Consider the following 13,702-nt stretch of genomic DNA (forward strand, 5'->3'; position numbering starts at 1 on the left):
ATGTGGATCAATCCGGAGGTGAAGGACCTGTTCGCCTTCCGCTTCGAGGATTTCCGGCTAGAAAACTATGTCGCAGACGCGTCGATCAAAGCGCCGATCGCGGTCTAAGGCCGCAAATTTCAGTCGATGCCGACCATCACGTCCGAGGCCTTGACCACGGCATAGGCCTGCTGGCCCTTTTCGAGCTTGAGATCGGCGACGGCCTCGTTGGTGATCGAGGCGGTGACGATGGCCGCCGCCAACGCCGATCATGACATGCGAGGTGGTGGCTCCCTTCCAAGGTTTCTTTGCCGATCTTACCGAACAATCGGTGTCGTACAGACGCTTTCAGGAGGCGCCAGGCCTTCCCTTGTTATATTCATGCGGATATATCGGTTGGGAGGCTTCGGGCCGCCAGAATTCAATCAGGGAGAGTTTCCATGACGCGCAAAGGTTTTGGATCAAGGGCGATCGCCATTGGGGGTTTTGCGGTCATGTTGATGGCGGCGGTGCCTGCAGCACATGCTGAAGACAAGGTGGTGGTGTTTGCCGCGGCCAGCCTCAAGGACGCGCTCGACGCCGTGAACAAGGCCTGCGAGGCCGATGTCGGCGAGGCGGCGACTGTCTCTTATGCCGCGAGCTCGGCGCTGGCCAAACAGATCGAGGGCGGGGCGCCTGCCGACGTCTTCATCTCGGCCGACGTCGACTGGATGAGATATCTCTCCGACAAGAAGCTGACCAAGCCGGACACCGAAGTGAAGCTGCTGGGCAATCAGATCGTGCTGGTGGCGCCGAAGGACTCGGCGGTCGACACCAGGATCGAGAAGGGTTTTGACCTCGCCAAGCTGATCGGCGACGGCAAGCTCGCCATGGGCGATTTCAAGGCGGTGCCGGCCGGCAAATACGGCAAGGCCGCACTTGAATCGCTCGGCGTCTGGTCCTCGGTCGAAGGCAAGGTGGCGCAGGCCGAAAACGTGCGCGCGGCGCTGAAGCTGGTTTCGACGGGCGAAGCAGCGCTTGGCATTGTCTATGCCACCGACGCGCATGCCGAAAAGGGCGTCAAGGTGGTCGGCACCTTCCCGGAGGATTCGCATCCGCCGATCATCTATCCGATTGCCCAGACCGCCGATTCGAAGGACAAGGACACGCCGGCTTTCCTGAAATGCCTGCAGTCGGCCAAGGCGGCCGCGCTGTTCAAGGATCAGGGATTTACGGTGCTCGCGCCGAGCAACTGAGTTCCAGGGGCTTCATCTGACATTATGAACTGGCTGCTGGACCTCACTCCCGACGAATGGAATGCGGTCCGGCTGTCCATCAAGGTGGCAACGGTGGCGATGCTCGCCAGCCTGCCGCCAGGCATCTTGGTTGCGCTGCTGCTTGCCCGGGGACAGTTCTGGGGCAAGACCGTTCTCAACGGGCTGGTGCATCTGCCGCTGATCCTGCCGCCCGTGGTGACCGGCTACCTGCTGCTGCTCACCTTCGGCCGGCGTGGCCCGGCCGGCGCTTTCCTGGCAGAGCATTTCGGCATTGTCTTCTCCTTCCGCTGGACAGGTGCGGCGCTGGCCTGCGGCGTCATGGGCTTTCCGCTGATGGTGCGGGCGATCCGATTGTCGATCGAGGCGGTGGACCGCAAGATGGAAGCGGCGGCGGGAACGCTCGGCGCCAATCCGCTCTGGGTGTTTGCCACCATCACGCTGCCGTTGATCCTGCCCGGGCTGATCGCCGGCGCCATCCTCGCCTTCGCCAAGGCGATGGGCGAGTTCGGCGCCACCATCACCTTCGTCTCCAACATTCCCAATGAGACGCAGACATTGCCGTCGGCGATCTACACATTCACGCAGGTGCCGGGTGGCGATGAAGGGGCGCTCCGCCTGACGCTGATCTCCATCGTCATCTCCATGGCCGCGCTGGTGGCCTCGGAGGTGCTGGCGCGGCGTGTCGGCCGGCGACTGGACATCGAATGAGCGTTCTCGTCGACATCAGTCATCGGCTCGGCGGTTTCGCCATCGACGCCCGCTTCGAAAGCGCTGGGCGGCTGACGGCGCTGTTCGGAGCGTCTGGGTCGGGCAAGACGACGCTGATCGACATGATTGCCGGGCTGATCCGGCCCGACAAGGGACGCATCGAGGTCGACGGCCGTGTGCTGGTCGATACCGGTGCCGGCATTTTCGTGCCGAAGCACAAACGCCGCATCGGCATGGTGTTCCAGGATGCGCGGCTGTTTCCGCATTTGAGCGTTGCCGGCAATCTTCGCTACGGCCGCTGGTTCACGCCGCCGGCGGAGCGCTACGCCGATATCGATGCCGTCGTCGACCTGCTCGGCATCGGGCCGCTCATGAACAGGCGGCCGGCAAAGCTCTCGGGCGGCGAGAAACAGCGCGTGGCGATCGGCCGGGCACTGCTTGCCAGCCCCAGACTGCTGCTCATGGACGAACCGCTGGCCTCGCTCGACGAAGCGCGCAAGGCCGAAATTCTGCCCTATGTCGAAAGGCTGCGCGACGAGACGAAAATCCCGATCGTCTATGTCAGTCATTCAGTCGCCGAAGTGGCGAGGCTGGCCAGCGACGTGGTGATGCTGGCGCAGGGCAATGTCGTTGCCAGCGGGCCGACCGAGGCGGTGATGCAAAGGCTCGACCTGTTGCCGGCGGAGGAGCGCGGCGAGGGCGGCGCCGTGCTGGACACCAGGGTGCTGCGTCACGACGAGACTTTCGGCATGACCGTGCTCGGCTCGGCCGCGGGCGAGTTCCGGGTGCCACAGCTGGCGATGAAGACAGGTACGCCGGTGCGCATCCGTATCCGCGCCCGCGATGTGATGATCGCCACCGAAAAGCCGAGGGGTCTCAGCGCGCTCAACATCCTGCCGGGGACCATTACCGCGATGAGCCCCGGCGAAGGGCCCGCGGTCGAGGTCGGTATCGACTGCAATGGTGCAACCGTGCTTGCCCGCATCACTGAACAGTCGCGGCAGGCGCTGAAGCTCCATCTTGGCGGCAAGGTTTTCGCGGTGATCAAGACGGTGAGCTTCGATCGGGCGAACACCGGCGCCGGCCTGCCCGCCGAGGTGGATGGGTGATCCCGCTATGTCTTTTTGGAATAGCGGTTTCGCCAGGGAGCTTCTAGTATGAGGTTGGACCGCGGAGAGTAATGATGCCGTCGCTGAGCTTGCGGATAAATCTCGACCCCGACGGGCGCGTCGGGCCGGGCAAGATCGAACTCCTGGAACAGATCGCCGCCTTCGGCTCCATTTCGGCCGCCGCGCGCGGCATGGAGATGTCCTACAAGCACGCCTGGGACCTGGTCGAGGACATGAACCGGGTATTCGGCAAGCCGCTGGTGGCGGCACAGACCGGCGGCCGCAAGGGAGGCGGCGCACAGTTGACGGCGGTCGGACTGGCAGTGGTCAGCCGTTTTCGCGCCATCGAGCGGGCGGCGGCTTCGGCGGCAGCGACGCATATGGAGGCATTGCAGGCGGAGATTGATGCTGGGTGAGGGGGAAGGGAGTAAAGGAGCAAAGGAGTAAGGGAGTAGGGGAGTAGGGGAGTAGGGGAGTAGGGGAGTAGGGGAGTAGGGGAGTAGGACTTATTGCTCTTCACCGGGCTTGCGCAGCAAATAGCTGTCCATGATCCAGCCCTTCCGCCGACGAGCTTCCTCTCGAACCTTTTCGATCTTTGCGCCGATGTCACCGATCCTGCCAGAGAGAGTGATCTCGTCTTCCGTTCCGAGATAGGCGCCCCAATGGATGACGACATCCTTGTCGGCCAGCGTGTTGAAAGCGCATTTGCCGTCCAGCAGGACGACCGCGCTGCCGGCATTGTCCGGCATGCCTTCCTCGGTCAGGCGGCGGCCGGTGGTGATGAGGACGGAATCGCCGATGCGGTTCAGTGCCATCTTGTGGCTGGCGGCCAGCGCCTGGACAGCGGTGATGCCGGGTATCACCTCAAGCTCGAACGCGACATTGCCCCGCAGGCGCACGCGCTCGAGGATGCGCAACGCGCTGTCGTAGAGCGAAGGGTCGCCCCAGATCAGGAAGGCGCCGCAGCCATCCCCTGCGATCTCGTCGCGGATCAGGCTTTCGTAAATGGTGGCGATGGCTTCATGCCAGTCATCGACGGTCGAGCGGTAGGAGGGGGCCGGCCCATCTTCTACTGGCCCATCTTCCATTGGCAGGTCGCGCAACGGCACGTCGAATTCGACACGGCGTGATTTCGGGTTGGTGACGAAGCGGTCGCATATCCGGCGGCGCAGTTCGGCCAGTTCATTTTTTTTCGCGCCCTTGTCGGGAATGAACAGCACATCCGCCTGGTTCAGGCCTGATATGGCCTGAACGGTCATGTGGTCGGGATTGCCGGCGCCGATGCCGATGACGAGAAGCTTGCGCATGGGCGAACTCCTGCCCGATCGGAACCCGTTAGTCCAGACCGCGCTGGCGCGTGTCCAGACCGCGCTGGCGCGTGTCCAGACCGCTGCTGGGTGTCCAGACCGCTTGCTCCAGACCCTTTTTGGCGCGTCCGCGGATGCGGAAGGGCTTTGAAACGCCACATTGAAACGGCTAGGGTCCTGCAGGCATTCTAGCCGAGGGGGCTTCCATGTTGCGATATGTTCTGACCGCCGTGCTGGCCCTGTCGCCCGCGCCCGCCTTCGCCAACGATTCGGTTGCCGAACTTGGCACTGGCGGCCTGATCCTGTCGCGCAGCGATGCCGTGGCGATGCAAAGCGAGGATCTTTTCATCTCGCCGGAAAAGGTCACTGTCGACTATGTCTTCCACAACAACACCGATCGCGATGTCGAGGCCATCGTCGCCTTCCCGATGCCCGAAATATCGGGCAATCCCGAAGAAATCCCGGCGATTCCCGAAAACCAGAGCGACAATTTCCTCGGCTTCGAGGTGACGATCGACGGTGCCGCCGTCAAGCCGCAGCTCGAGCAGAAGGTGTTGGCGCTAGGCATCGACATCAGCGCAGAGATGAAGGCGCAAAACGTGCCGTTCTATCCATTCGGCGATGCGGCGAAGGCGGCGCTGGCCAAGTTGCCGCAAGCGGTTGTCGATGACTGGGTCAACCGCGGCATCATCATCGAGGACACCGGCAGCGACGGCACCGAGACGACCAAGGTCTACACGCCGTTCTGGCAATTGCGTTCGACCTACTGGTGGCGCTCGACCTTTCCAGCCAACAAGGACGTTCATGTTTCCCACCATTACAAGCCGAGCGTCGGCGGCACGTCTTCAGTCAGCTTCTTTTACGACGGCAAATTCCAGGGTCAGTATGCGGCCTACAAGGCCCGCTATTGCATGGACGATACATTCGAGAGTGCGGTGCGCAAGGCGGCGAAGAACGACCCTGACGGCTACCCCAAATATGTCGAGAACCGCATCGCCTATATCCTGACCACCGGCGGCAACTGGGCCACCGGCACAATCGGAAAGTTCAAGCTGACGATCGACAAGGGCAATCCGAAAGCCCTGGTCTCGTTCTGCGGCGACAATGTCAGAAAGACCGGACCGACGACATTCGAGATGACGGCGGATAATTTCTACCCCGAGCGCGACATCGACATCCTGATCCTCGAGCCAACGGACGACAATTGATGCATGTCGCAATCTACGTTGCCATCGCCGAGAACGGCGTGATCGGGCGGGACGGCGGGCTCCCGTGGCGGCTCTCCACCGATCTCAAGCGCTTCAAGGCCGATACGATGGGCAAGCCCATCATCATGGGCCGCAAGACCTATGAGGGCATCGGCCGGCCGCTGCCGGGCAGGTTGAACATCGTCGTCACCCGCGACAAGACCTGGCGCGCCGAGGGCGTGGAGGTGGCACATTCGCTCGAAGCCGCGGTCCAACTGGCGACGGTGCGCGGGCGCCGCATGGTCGGTGTGGACGAGGTGTGCGTCATCGGCGGCGGCGAAATCTATGCCCAGGCCATGCTTCTGGCCGATCGGCTGCATGTCACCCATGTGCTGGCAGCGGTCGAAGGCGACGCGCATTTCCCGCCGATCGATCCTGATTCCTGGCGTATTGTCAGCTCGCACGACGTCCCGGCCGGGGAAAAGGACAGCCACCCGACGCGCTATTCGGTTTACGAGCGGCGTCGAGAGAGACATTGACTGAAAAAAGGGGCATTGAAGGAAGACAAAGGGTCGCGACCGGACAAATCGGACGAAGTCGGCAGCGCATCGCGTTGAAAGCGCCTCGTGGCGTCCCTATAGAAGAACAATACTGGATTTTGCGCCGTAATACCGGCGCTTGAGGGAATTCCAAGCGAAAGGACATTCATGCCCTGGAACGATAAAAGCGGTGGTGGCGGCGGCCCATGGGGCGGCGGCGGCGGCAACAATCAGGGGCCCTGGGGGCAGGGACCAAAGGGACCGAGCGGGCCACAAGGCTCGCCTCCCGATCTCGAAGACATTATCCGCCGCGGCCAGGACCGGCTGCGGCGCGCTCTTCCGGGTGGCGGCGGCGCGAGCCCGGCCATCTTCGCGCTGATCGCGGCTGCACTTGTGGTGCTGTGGGCGTTCAAGGCGGTTTATACCGTGCAGCCCGACGAGGTCGCGGTCGAACTGCGCTTCGGCAAGCCGAAGACCGAACTGTCGCAGCCTGGCCTGCATTTCCATTGGTGGCCGCTCGAAACCGTCGAGACGGCCAAGATTTCCGAGCAGCTCGTCGATATCGGCGGCGGCGGCGCGACAAGTGGCAACACGTCCGGGCTGATGCTTACCGGCGACCAGAACATCGTCAACGTCCAGTTCTCGGTGGCCTATCAGGTCTCCGACCCGAGCGCGTATCTCTTCGATGTGTCCGATCCCGACGGCATGCTGCGGCAGGTTGCCGAAAGCGCCATGCGTGAAGCCGTCGGCCGCCGGCCGGCGCAGGACATCTTCCGCGACGACCGCCAGGGCATTGCCGCCTCGGTGCGTGAAATCATCCAGACGACGCTGGACGGCTACAAGGCCGGTCTCAACGTCAACGCCGTCTCGATCGAGGATGCGGCACCGCCACGTGAAGTGGCCGATGCGTTCGACGAAGTGCAGCGCGCCGAGCAGGACGAGGACAAGTTCGTCGAGCAGGCCAACCAGTACTCCAACCAGAAGCTCGGGCAGGCGCGCGGCGAGGCCGCACAGATCCGCGAAGACGCGGCCGCCTACAAGAACCGGGTCGTGCAGGAAGCCGAGGGTGAGGCGCAGCGCTTCATCTCGGTCTATGACGAATATGCCAAGGCGCCCGATGTAACGCGCAAGCGCCTCTACCTGGAAACCATGGAGAAGGTTCTGAAGGATTCGAGCAAGGTCATCGTCGAGCAGGGCAACGGGCAAGGGGTCGTTCCCTATCTGCCGCTGCCGGCATTGCAGCCGAAAGCGCCGGCACCCGCTGCGCCCAGTGGCGTTACGGGAGGTAACCAGTGATGGCCAACCGTCTTCCCATCATCGTCGTCGCAGCAGCGGTTATCCTGTTCCTGCTCTATTCGTCGGTCTTCGTGGTCAATGCGCGTCAGCAGGCGCTGGTGCTCAGGTTCGGCGAGATCGTCGACGTCAAGAGCGAACCCGGCATCTACTTCAAGGCGCCGTTCTCGTTCTTCGACGCCGATACGGTGCAGCTGATCGAGAACCGGGTGCTGCGCTTCGACCTCGACAACATCCGCGTCCAGGTCTCGGGCGGCAAGTTCTATGAGGTCGATGCCTTCATCGCCTACCGCATCTCGGATCCGCGGGTCTTCCGCTCCGCCGTGTCCGGTCAGATCGAATTGGCCGAGGCCCGGCTCAGGACGCGTCTCGACGCTGCCTTGCGCCGTGTCTATGGTCTGCGTGATTTCGAGGCAGCACTCTCCGAAGAGCGCGGCGTGATGATGCGCGAAGTCCGCGACCAGCTCAGGCCCGACGCCACATCGCTCGGCCTGCAGATCGAGGATGTCCGCATTCGCCGCACCGATCTCACGGCCGAAGTCTCGCAGCAGACCTTCGACCGCATGAAGGCGGAACGCCTGGCGGAAGCTGCCCGGCTGAGGGCACGCGGCAACGAAGCGGCGCAGCGCATCACGGCCCGCGCCGATCGCGAAGTGGTCGAGATTGTCGCCGAAGCGCAAAAAGAGTCGGAAATCCTGCGCGGCGAGGGCGAAGCCCAGCGCAGCGCCACCTTCGCGGGAGCCTATCAGCGCGATCCGGCCTTCTTCGACTTCTACCGGTCGATGAATGCCTATGGCACGGCGCTGGACAACACCGGAACGACGATGGTGCTGTCGCCGAACTCGGAGTTCTTCCGTTTCTTCCGCAATCCCGACGGCAGCGAGGGGCCGGCAAAGCCGGCTTCGCCTGCGCCAAACGCTCCGGCGACGGCACCCGCCGCGCCGGCGGCACAGCCCAGCACCGGCCAGTAGCGGCCGGTGCAGGATTTTCTTGCCGCCATGGGCCTGGTCCTTGTCATAGAGGGTCTGGTCTATGGCGGTTTTCCCGGCCTGGCCAGGAAACTTGCCACCGAAGTGCTGTCGCTGCCCGAGAACGCGCTGCGGATCGCCGGGCTGGCGGCGATCGTGATCGGCGTCGGCATCGTCTGGCTGGTACGAGGCGCATGACGGCTGCGATGATTTATCCTCTGCCGATAGTCATAGCCGCAAACGTGCCGTATTTTTTGCCAACATGGCGTGACGCGGCGTTTTCGTCGAAGCGCTTTTCTTTTCAAGGATACCGGGAGGCTTCTCGATGACATCCAATACAATTCTGTGCGCGGCTCGGCGGACATTCATCGCCGGCGCGGCGGCACTTCTTGTCAGCGCCGTCGCTGTCCCGTCCTTCGTGACGCCGACATTTGCCGCCGATGGGCCCGCTTCGGTCGCCGATCTGGCGCAAGGCCTGCTCGGCGCGGTGGTCAACATATCGACTTCGCAGACGGTCAAGGGTACCGAAGGCCCGGGCGCGGTGCCGATGCCGCAATTGCCCGAGGGTTCGCCCTTCCAGGATTTCTTCGACGATTTCTTCAAGAACCGCGGCGGCGACAAGGACAACGGCTCGCAGAAGGTGCAGTCGCTGGGCTCCGGCTTCGTCATCGATGCCGAGCAAGGCATCGTCGTCACCAACAACCATGTCATTGCCGATGCCGACGACATCGAGGTCAATTTCTCCGATGGTGTCACCTTGAAGGCGACGCTGGTCGGCACCGACACCAAGACCGATGTCGCCGTGCTCAAGGTCGATCCGAAAGGCCACAAGCTGACGGCGGTGAAGTTCGGCGATTCCACCAAGATGCGCGTCGGCGACTGGGTGATGGCGATCGGCAATCCGTTCGGCCTCGGCGGCACGGTGACGGTCGGCATCGTCTCTGCCCGCAACCGCGACATCAATTCCGGCCCCTATGATGACTTCATCCAGACCGATGCCGCGATCAACCGTGGCAATTCCGGCGGACCGCTGTTCAACAGCGCCGGCGAAGTCATCGGCATCAACACGGCGATCATTTCGCCTTCCGGCGGTTCGATCGGCATCGGCTTCTCCATCCCCTCGCAGCTCGCGTCCGGCGTCGTTGACCAGTTGCGCCAGTTCGGCGAGACGCGGCGCGGCTGGCTGGGCGTGCGCATCCAGCCGGTGACCGACGACATCGCCGAAAGCCTCGGCATGGCGACCGCCAAGGGCGCGCTGGTCGCCGGCGTGATCAAGGGCGGCCCGGTCGACAATGGCACCATCCAGGCGGGCGATGTCGTCATCAAGTTCGACGGCAAGGACATCCATGAGATGCGCGATCTGCCGCGCGTCGTCGCCGAAAGCCCGGTTGGCAAGGCGGTCGATGTGCTCATCGTGCGCAAGGGTGTCGAGCAGACCGTGAAAGTAACGCTCGGCCGGCTCGAGGACGGTGAAAAACTCGCCAGCGGCGAGGAGGGCAGCAACACCGATCAGGACAAGGGTGACAAGGCTCCAGCCGTTTCCACTGCTTCGGTGCTCGGCATGACGGTCGGCGAACTGAACGACGAGACACGCAAGAAGTTCAGCATCGCGGCCGATGTTTCGGGCGTCGTCATCACCGACGTCACCAAGGACTCGGCAGCCGCCGAACGCGGCATCCAGCCCGGCGAGGTGATCACCGAGATCGCACAGGAATCGGTTGCCACCCCCAAGGATGTCATGGACCGCATCGGCGCCTTGAAGGAACAGGGGCGCAAGAATGCGCTGCTGATGCTGGCCTCGAAGACCGGCGAGCTCAGGTTCGTGACGATCCGAATGGACTGAGATCCGGAAGATCCGGCGAAATCCTCATCTTGAATGGAAAGGGCGGCTAGCAAGCCGCCCTTTCTCCTTGTTCCCAATCGGCGCGGGAGAGCCGGTAGAACACATGGCGCTTGAGCGCGGGGTGGCTGTCGGGAATGCCGGGATGATCGAAGTCGGCCGGTGGATCGGCTCTCATGCCGAGGCGCTCCATGACGGCGGTGGAGCGGCGGTTGTCCGCGACGGCGAAGGAGACGATTTCGTCAAGGCCGAGTGTTTCGAAGCCGTAGGCAAGCCATGCCTGAGCCGCCTCGGTGACGTAACCTCTGCCCCAGAATTCAGGCGCCAATCGCCAGCCGATCTCGATCATGCTGGCTGGCAGGAAGTCCATGTGATCGGTTCCGGTTATACCGACAAAACCGATACATTCCCCCGATCCGGCGATTTCTGCGGCCGCAAAGCCAATGCCGTCGCGATCGATGGCGGCGCGGAACTGATCCATCTTGGCATCCGCCTCGGCGCGGCCACGGCGGAACGGAAAGAACTCCATCACCCGGTCGTCGGAGTTGATGCGGTGGAACAGGTCGCGGTCGCGATCTTCCCAGTTGCGCAGGATCAGGCGCTCGGTACGCATTGGTTTCATTGCACAAACTCCTCCTGCCTGTAGCCTTGCACATAAAGCAGCGCGGTCAGGTCGGCATGATCGATGCGGACCTTGGCCTGTGCCGCCACCGTCGGCTTGGCGTGGAGCGCGACACCGGTACCGGCCAGGCGGATCATGTCGAGATCATTGGCGCCGTCGCCGACGGCGATGGCGTCGGCGGGCGTCAGGCCGAGGCGCGCTGAAATTTCGATCAGCGCGTCGGCCTTGGCGGCGCGGCCGAGGATCGGTTCGCCGACCAGCCCGATGAAGCGGCCGTCCTGCTCGAGCAGGCGATTGGCGCGGTTCTCCTGGAAGCCGAGCATGGCGGCGATGCGCGTCGTGAAGACCTCGAACCCGCCAGACACGAGTGCCGTCCAGGCGCCGTTGGCGCGCATGGTCCGGACCAGAACACGGCCGCCCGCGGCCAGCGTCAGGCGATTGGCGACGATGCGATCAACCACGGCGGCGTCGAGGCCCTTGAGCAACGCCACCCGTTCACGCAAAGCCGGTTCGAAGGCGATCTCACCATTCATGGATCGCGCGGTAATCGTGGCAACCCGATCCTTGACGCCAATCTCATCGGCCAGCTCGTCGATGCATTCCTGGTCGATCATGGTCGAATCCATGTCGGCGATCAGGATTTTCTTGCGGCGGGTTTCTGCCTCTTGGACGATCACGTCGACGGCCTCGCCGGCGAGTGCCGTGCGCAAGACGGCACTCGTGACGGCGGCGTCGGCTGCCTCAGGCAGGACGAGATCGCAGGCAATAGCTTCAGCCAGCCAGACAACAGCGCTTGCGCCGACCGACCGTGAGGCCATATTCGCAAGCGACAGCGACAAAGCGCGCTCAGTGGGACGGGAAACAAGCGTGGCGATGAGCGGCATGGAACATTCCGGCGGGCAGGCGGGCAAGGGCCGCGTGAAGAACGCGATCCTGATAGCCGGGCCGACCGCCAGCGGCAAGTCGGCGCTTGCGCTCGATCTGGCGGAGCGCAGGGGCGGCGTGATCGTCAACACCGATTCCATGCAGGGCTATTCGGTGCTCGACGTGCTGACCGCCCGGCCGGAGGCGGCCGACCTCGCCCGCGCACCGCATTTCCTCTACGGCCATGTCCACCCGGCGACACCCTATTCCACCGGCGCCTGGCTGCGCGACGTGAGGAAGTTGATCGACGACGGCACATTCTCCGAACGGCCAGTGAATTTCGTCGGCGGCACCGGGCTCTACTTTCGCGCACTGGCCGAGGGCATTTCGGAAATGCCCGACATTCCGCAGCGGGTCCGCGACCGCTGGCGCTATGAGTTGAAGGAGCAGGGCGCCGTCAAGCTGCACAGCCTGCTGCTGCGCGAGGATTCGGCGGCCGCCATGATGCTCAAGCCAACCGATAGCCAGCGCATCGTGCGGGCATTGGAGGTTCTCGATGCGTCTGGCCGTTCGATCCTGGAATGGCAGGCGGAACGCGGCCAGCCGCTCATCGACCGGGAAAGCGCACGTTTCCTGGTGATCGAGCCGGATCGGGCGGCGTTGGTCGCTCGCATCGACAAACGCTTCGACCAGATGCTGGACAAGGGCGCGCTGGACGAGGTCAAGCGGCTTGCAGCACTTGGTCTCGATCCCGAATTGCCGGCGATGAAAGCGATCGGCGTTCGCGAACTGCAGGCAGCGATGGCCGGAGAGATTGGCTTTCCCGAGGCAATCGAACGCGCGAAGATCGCGACCAGGCAATATTCCAAGCGGCAAACCACCTGGTTCAGGCATCAATTGGGGCCGGAATGGCTGAGGTTGCGCCCCGGTGATGATCTGGAAACCACGATCTCAGCGCTTGCTTCCGATGCAACCTGAAAAGTTTACCTGCAAGGAAAGGTTCCCGTTGTGGTTGTCCAAATTAACCCTCCGTAAGCCCGCCCATGCCATAAGATCAGTGGGCACTTTTCCAACGGGGAGCAGATGCGTTTCCACAAGGCGGAATCAGCATTTTTCGTCTTTATATTCGTGATCCTGGCCGCCGGCCTGGTGACGCTGCATGCTTACGGACTTCTGCAGTCCTTCGCCGACGAGTTGCATACGGCTTCGGGTCTGGACAAGGTCATCTATCTCAACAAGCTCTTGTTCGCGACCGGCGTGCTCCTGGCCACCGCGCTGTTCTTCGGCATTTTCTTCATCTATCCGCTGATCCGCAAACAGGCGACGGAGGAAGGCAAGCTGCGCGCCATGACGGTCTCGCTCAGCGCGCGCTCGGAAACACTCGAGCATGCGGCGTTGACCGACGGCCTGACCGGCATGCAGAACCGGCGCTATTTCGATGATGCGCTGAAGGAGTATCTTGAGGAGTTCCGGCGCATCGAAAAGCCCGTCGGTCTGATGATCCTCGATCTCGACCATTTCAAGCAGGTCAACGACACCCACGGCCATGACGTCGGCGACGAAGTGCTCAAGGCCGTCGCGAACTGTCTCAAGGACATGACGCGCTACCACGATGTGGTAGCGCGATTGGGCGGCGAGGAGTTCGCCGTGGTCACGCCCAATATGGACGCCGAGCTTCTGGGCAAGTTTGCCGAGCGCATCCGCAAGGCGATCGCCAACATGTCGGTGCTGTCAGGCAATGTCCGCCTCAAGATCACCACCAGCGTCGGGCTCGCCGTCTGGGACCGCAAGGAAACAGCGGAAGAGTTCTATCGCCGCGCCGACCGCCAGCTTTACGAAGCGAAGAGGCAAGGCCGCAACCGCGTCTGCGCCTGAAAATCCCATCACTGAATTCGTGAGGCTGGCCGTCTGGCGCCGTTTTCTGCGCTTCCGATGCTCACGGACTCAAATGTCCGCTCCGCTTCGGTTCTCGAAAACAGCACCACCCGACTCAGCCTGACGAATTCCCTGACGGGATTTACCCAGGCTTT

The 13,702-nt window shown here is 63.1% G+C and carries 15 protein-coding genes and 2 pseudogenes; 13 read left to right on the forward strand and 4 right to left on the reverse strand.

The features are described 5' to 3' along the window. A pseudogene (locus NKH06_RS30440) lies at window positions 1-108 on the forward strand (thymidylate synthase); the annotation flags it as partial. 11 nt (window positions 109-119) lie between these two features. Here the strand turns inward: NKH06_RS30440 and NKH06_RS30445 are convergent. Beyond that, window positions 120-307, reverse strand: a pseudogene (locus NKH06_RS30445) (TOBE domain-containing protein). 112 nt (window positions 308-419) lie between these two features. Between NKH06_RS30445 and modA the strand changes: the two are divergent. From modA to NKH06_RS30465, 4 genes are all read left to right on the forward strand, one after another. After that, entirely contained in the window at window positions 420-1,214 is a 795-nt protein-coding gene (gene modA / locus NKH06_RS30450) for a molybdate ABC transporter substrate-binding protein (protein ID WP_352442878.1), read from the forward strand. Between the two features lie 24 nt (window positions 1,215-1,238). Further along, window positions 1,239-1,943: a molybdate ABC transporter permease subunit gene (modB, locus tag NKH06_RS30455; RefSeq protein ID WP_352442877.1), complete on the forward strand. Its 705-nt coding sequence runs from the start codon at window positions 1,239-1,241 to the stop codon at window positions 1,941-1,943. Continuing rightward, complete coding sequence (gene modC, locus NKH06_RS30460; protein WP_023813080.1) at window positions 1,940-3,052, forward strand: molybdenum ABC transporter ATP-binding protein; 1,113 nt, start codon at window positions 1,940-1,942, stop codon at window positions 3,050-3,052. Before modB ends, modC begins: the two co-directional genes overlap by 4 nt. Window positions 3,053-3,126: 74 nt before the next feature. Continuing rightward, the gene (locus NKH06_RS30465; protein ID WP_023813079.1) at window positions 3,127-3,468 is read left to right on the forward strand and encodes a winged helix-turn-helix domain-containing protein; all 342 of its coding nucleotides are present in this window, start codon (window positions 3,127-3,129) and stop codon (window positions 3,466-3,468) included. A 90-nt stretch (window positions 3,469-3,558) separates the two neighbouring features. On the opposite strand, the gene cobF is transcribed toward NKH06_RS30465, so the two are convergent. Then, complete coding sequence (cobF, locus tag NKH06_RS30470) at window positions 3,559-4,359, reverse strand: precorrin-6A synthase (deacetylating) (protein WP_352442876.1); 801 nt, start codon at window positions 4,357-4,359, stop codon at window positions 3,559-3,561. A 206-nt stretch (window positions 4,360-4,565) separates the two neighbouring features. On the opposite strand from cobF, the gene NKH06_RS30475 reads away from it, so the two are divergent. From NKH06_RS30475 to NKH06_RS30500, 6 genes are all read left to right on the forward strand, one after another. Further along, a complete protein-coding gene (locus tag NKH06_RS30475; RefSeq protein ID WP_128306067.1) occupies window positions 4,566-5,567 on the forward strand; it encodes a DUF4424 domain-containing protein in 1,002 nt (333 codons plus the stop codon). Then, entirely contained in the window at window positions 5,567-6,085 is a 519-nt protein-coding gene (locus tag NKH06_RS30480; RefSeq protein WP_128306066.1) for a dihydrofolate reductase, read from the forward strand. Before NKH06_RS30475 ends, NKH06_RS30480 begins: the two co-directional genes overlap by 1 nt. Before the next feature lie 168 nt (window positions 6,086-6,253). Next, complete coding sequence (gene hflK, locus NKH06_RS30485) at window positions 6,254-7,381, forward strand: FtsH protease activity modulator HflK (RefSeq protein ID WP_352776200.1); 1,128 nt, start codon at window positions 6,254-6,256, stop codon at window positions 7,379-7,381. Continuing rightward, a complete protein-coding gene (gene hflC / locus NKH06_RS30490; protein ID WP_023813073.1) occupies window positions 7,381-8,349 on the forward strand; it encodes a protease modulator HflC in 969 nt (322 codons plus the stop codon). Before hflK ends, hflC begins: the two co-directional genes overlap by 1 nt. A 6-nt stretch (window positions 8,350-8,355) precedes the next feature. Further along, on the forward strand, window positions 8,356-8,544 hold the full coding sequence (locus NKH06_RS30495) for a DUF2065 domain-containing protein (protein WP_023813072.1): 189 nt from the start codon (window positions 8,356-8,358) through the stop codon (window positions 8,542-8,544). Between the two features lie 127 nt (window positions 8,545-8,671). Continuing rightward, window positions 8,672-10,189, forward strand: coding sequence for a DegQ family serine endoprotease (locus NKH06_RS30500; RefSeq protein WP_352442872.1), 1,518 nt, complete (start codon window positions 8,672-8,674; stop codon window positions 10,187-10,189). A 46-nt stretch (window positions 10,190-10,235) separates the two neighbouring features. On the opposite strand, the gene NKH06_RS30505 is transcribed toward NKH06_RS30500, so the two are convergent. Next, on the reverse strand, window positions 10,236-10,808 hold the full coding sequence (locus NKH06_RS30505) for a GNAT family N-acetyltransferase (RefSeq protein WP_352612365.1): 573 nt from the start codon (window positions 10,806-10,808) through the stop codon (window positions 10,236-10,238). Beyond that, a complete protein-coding gene (gene serB, locus NKH06_RS30510) occupies window positions 10,805-11,692 on the reverse strand; it encodes a phosphoserine phosphatase SerB (protein WP_352612367.1) in 888 nt (295 codons plus the stop codon). The genes NKH06_RS30505 and serB overlap by 4 nt, the downstream gene beginning before the upstream one ends. On the opposite strand from serB, the gene miaA reads away from it, so the two are divergent. Continuing rightward, window positions 11,682-12,650 (forward strand): tRNA (adenosine(37)-N6)-dimethylallyltransferase MiaA, encoded by a 969-nt coding sequence (gene miaA / locus NKH06_RS30515; protein ID WP_352612369.1) that lies wholly within the window; start codon window positions 11,682-11,684, stop codon window positions 12,648-12,650. The genes serB and miaA overlap by 11 nt on opposite strands. 105 nt (window positions 12,651-12,755) lie before the next feature. Next, window positions 12,756-13,547 (forward strand): GGDEF domain-containing protein, encoded by a 792-nt coding sequence (locus NKH06_RS30520; protein ID WP_128305783.1) that lies wholly within the window; start codon window positions 12,756-12,758, stop codon window positions 13,545-13,547. The last annotated feature ends 155 nt before the right edge of the window (window positions 13,548-13,702 follow it).

Origin of the sequence: Mesorhizobium sp. M1342, assembly GCF_040317955.1 — a bacterium.
Taxonomy (GTDB): Bacteria; Pseudomonadota; Alphaproteobacteria; order Rhizobiales; family Rhizobiaceae; genus Mesorhizobium.

Coding starts and splice junctions, on each gene's coding strand:
- serB (WP_352612367.1), bottom strand. CDS start 11,692: ATGCCGCTCATCGCCACGCTTGTTTCCCGTCCCACTGAGCGCGCTTTG.
- miaA (WP_352612369.1), top strand. CDS start 11,682: ATGAGCGGCATGGAACATTCCGGCGGGCAGGCGGGCAAGGGCCGCGTG.
- NKH06_RS30475 (WP_128306067.1), top strand. CDS start 4,566: ATGTTGCGATATGTTCTGACCGCCGTGCTGGCCCTGTCGCCCGCGCCC.
- NKH06_RS30500 (WP_352442872.1), top strand. CDS start 8,672: ATGACATCCAATACAATTCTGTGCGCGGCTCGGCGGACATTCATCGCC.
- NKH06_RS30480 (WP_128306066.1), top strand. CDS start 5,567: ATGCATGTCGCAATCTACGTTGCCATCGCCGAGAACGGCGTGATCGGG.
- hflK (WP_352776200.1), top strand. CDS start 6,254: ATGCCCTGGAACGATAAAAGCGGTGGTGGCGGCGGCCCATGGGGCGGC.
- modB (WP_352442877.1), top strand. CDS start 1,239: ATGAACTGGCTGCTGGACCTCACTCCCGACGAATGGAATGCGGTCCGG.
- cobF (WP_352442876.1), bottom strand. CDS start 4,359: ATGCGCAAGCTTCTCGTCATCGGCATCGGCGCCGGCAATCCCGACCAC.
- hflC (WP_023813073.1), top strand. CDS start 7,381: ATGGCCAACCGTCTTCCCATCATCGTCGTCGCAGCAGCGGTTATCCTG.
- modA (WP_352442878.1), top strand. CDS start 420: ATGACGCGCAAAGGTTTTGGATCAAGGGCGATCGCCATTGGGGGTTTT.
- modC (WP_023813080.1), top strand. CDS start 1,940: ATGAGCGTTCTCGTCGACATCAGTCATCGGCTCGGCGGTTTCGCCATC.
- NKH06_RS30520 (WP_128305783.1), top strand. CDS start 12,756: ATGCGTTTCCACAAGGCGGAATCAGCATTTTTCGTCTTTATATTCGTG.
- NKH06_RS30505 (WP_352612365.1), bottom strand. CDS start 10,808: ATGAAACCAATGCGTACCGAGCGCCTGATCCTGCGCAACTGGGAAGAT.
- NKH06_RS30465 (WP_023813079.1), top strand. CDS start 3,127: ATGCCGTCGCTGAGCTTGCGGATAAATCTCGACCCCGACGGGCGCGTC.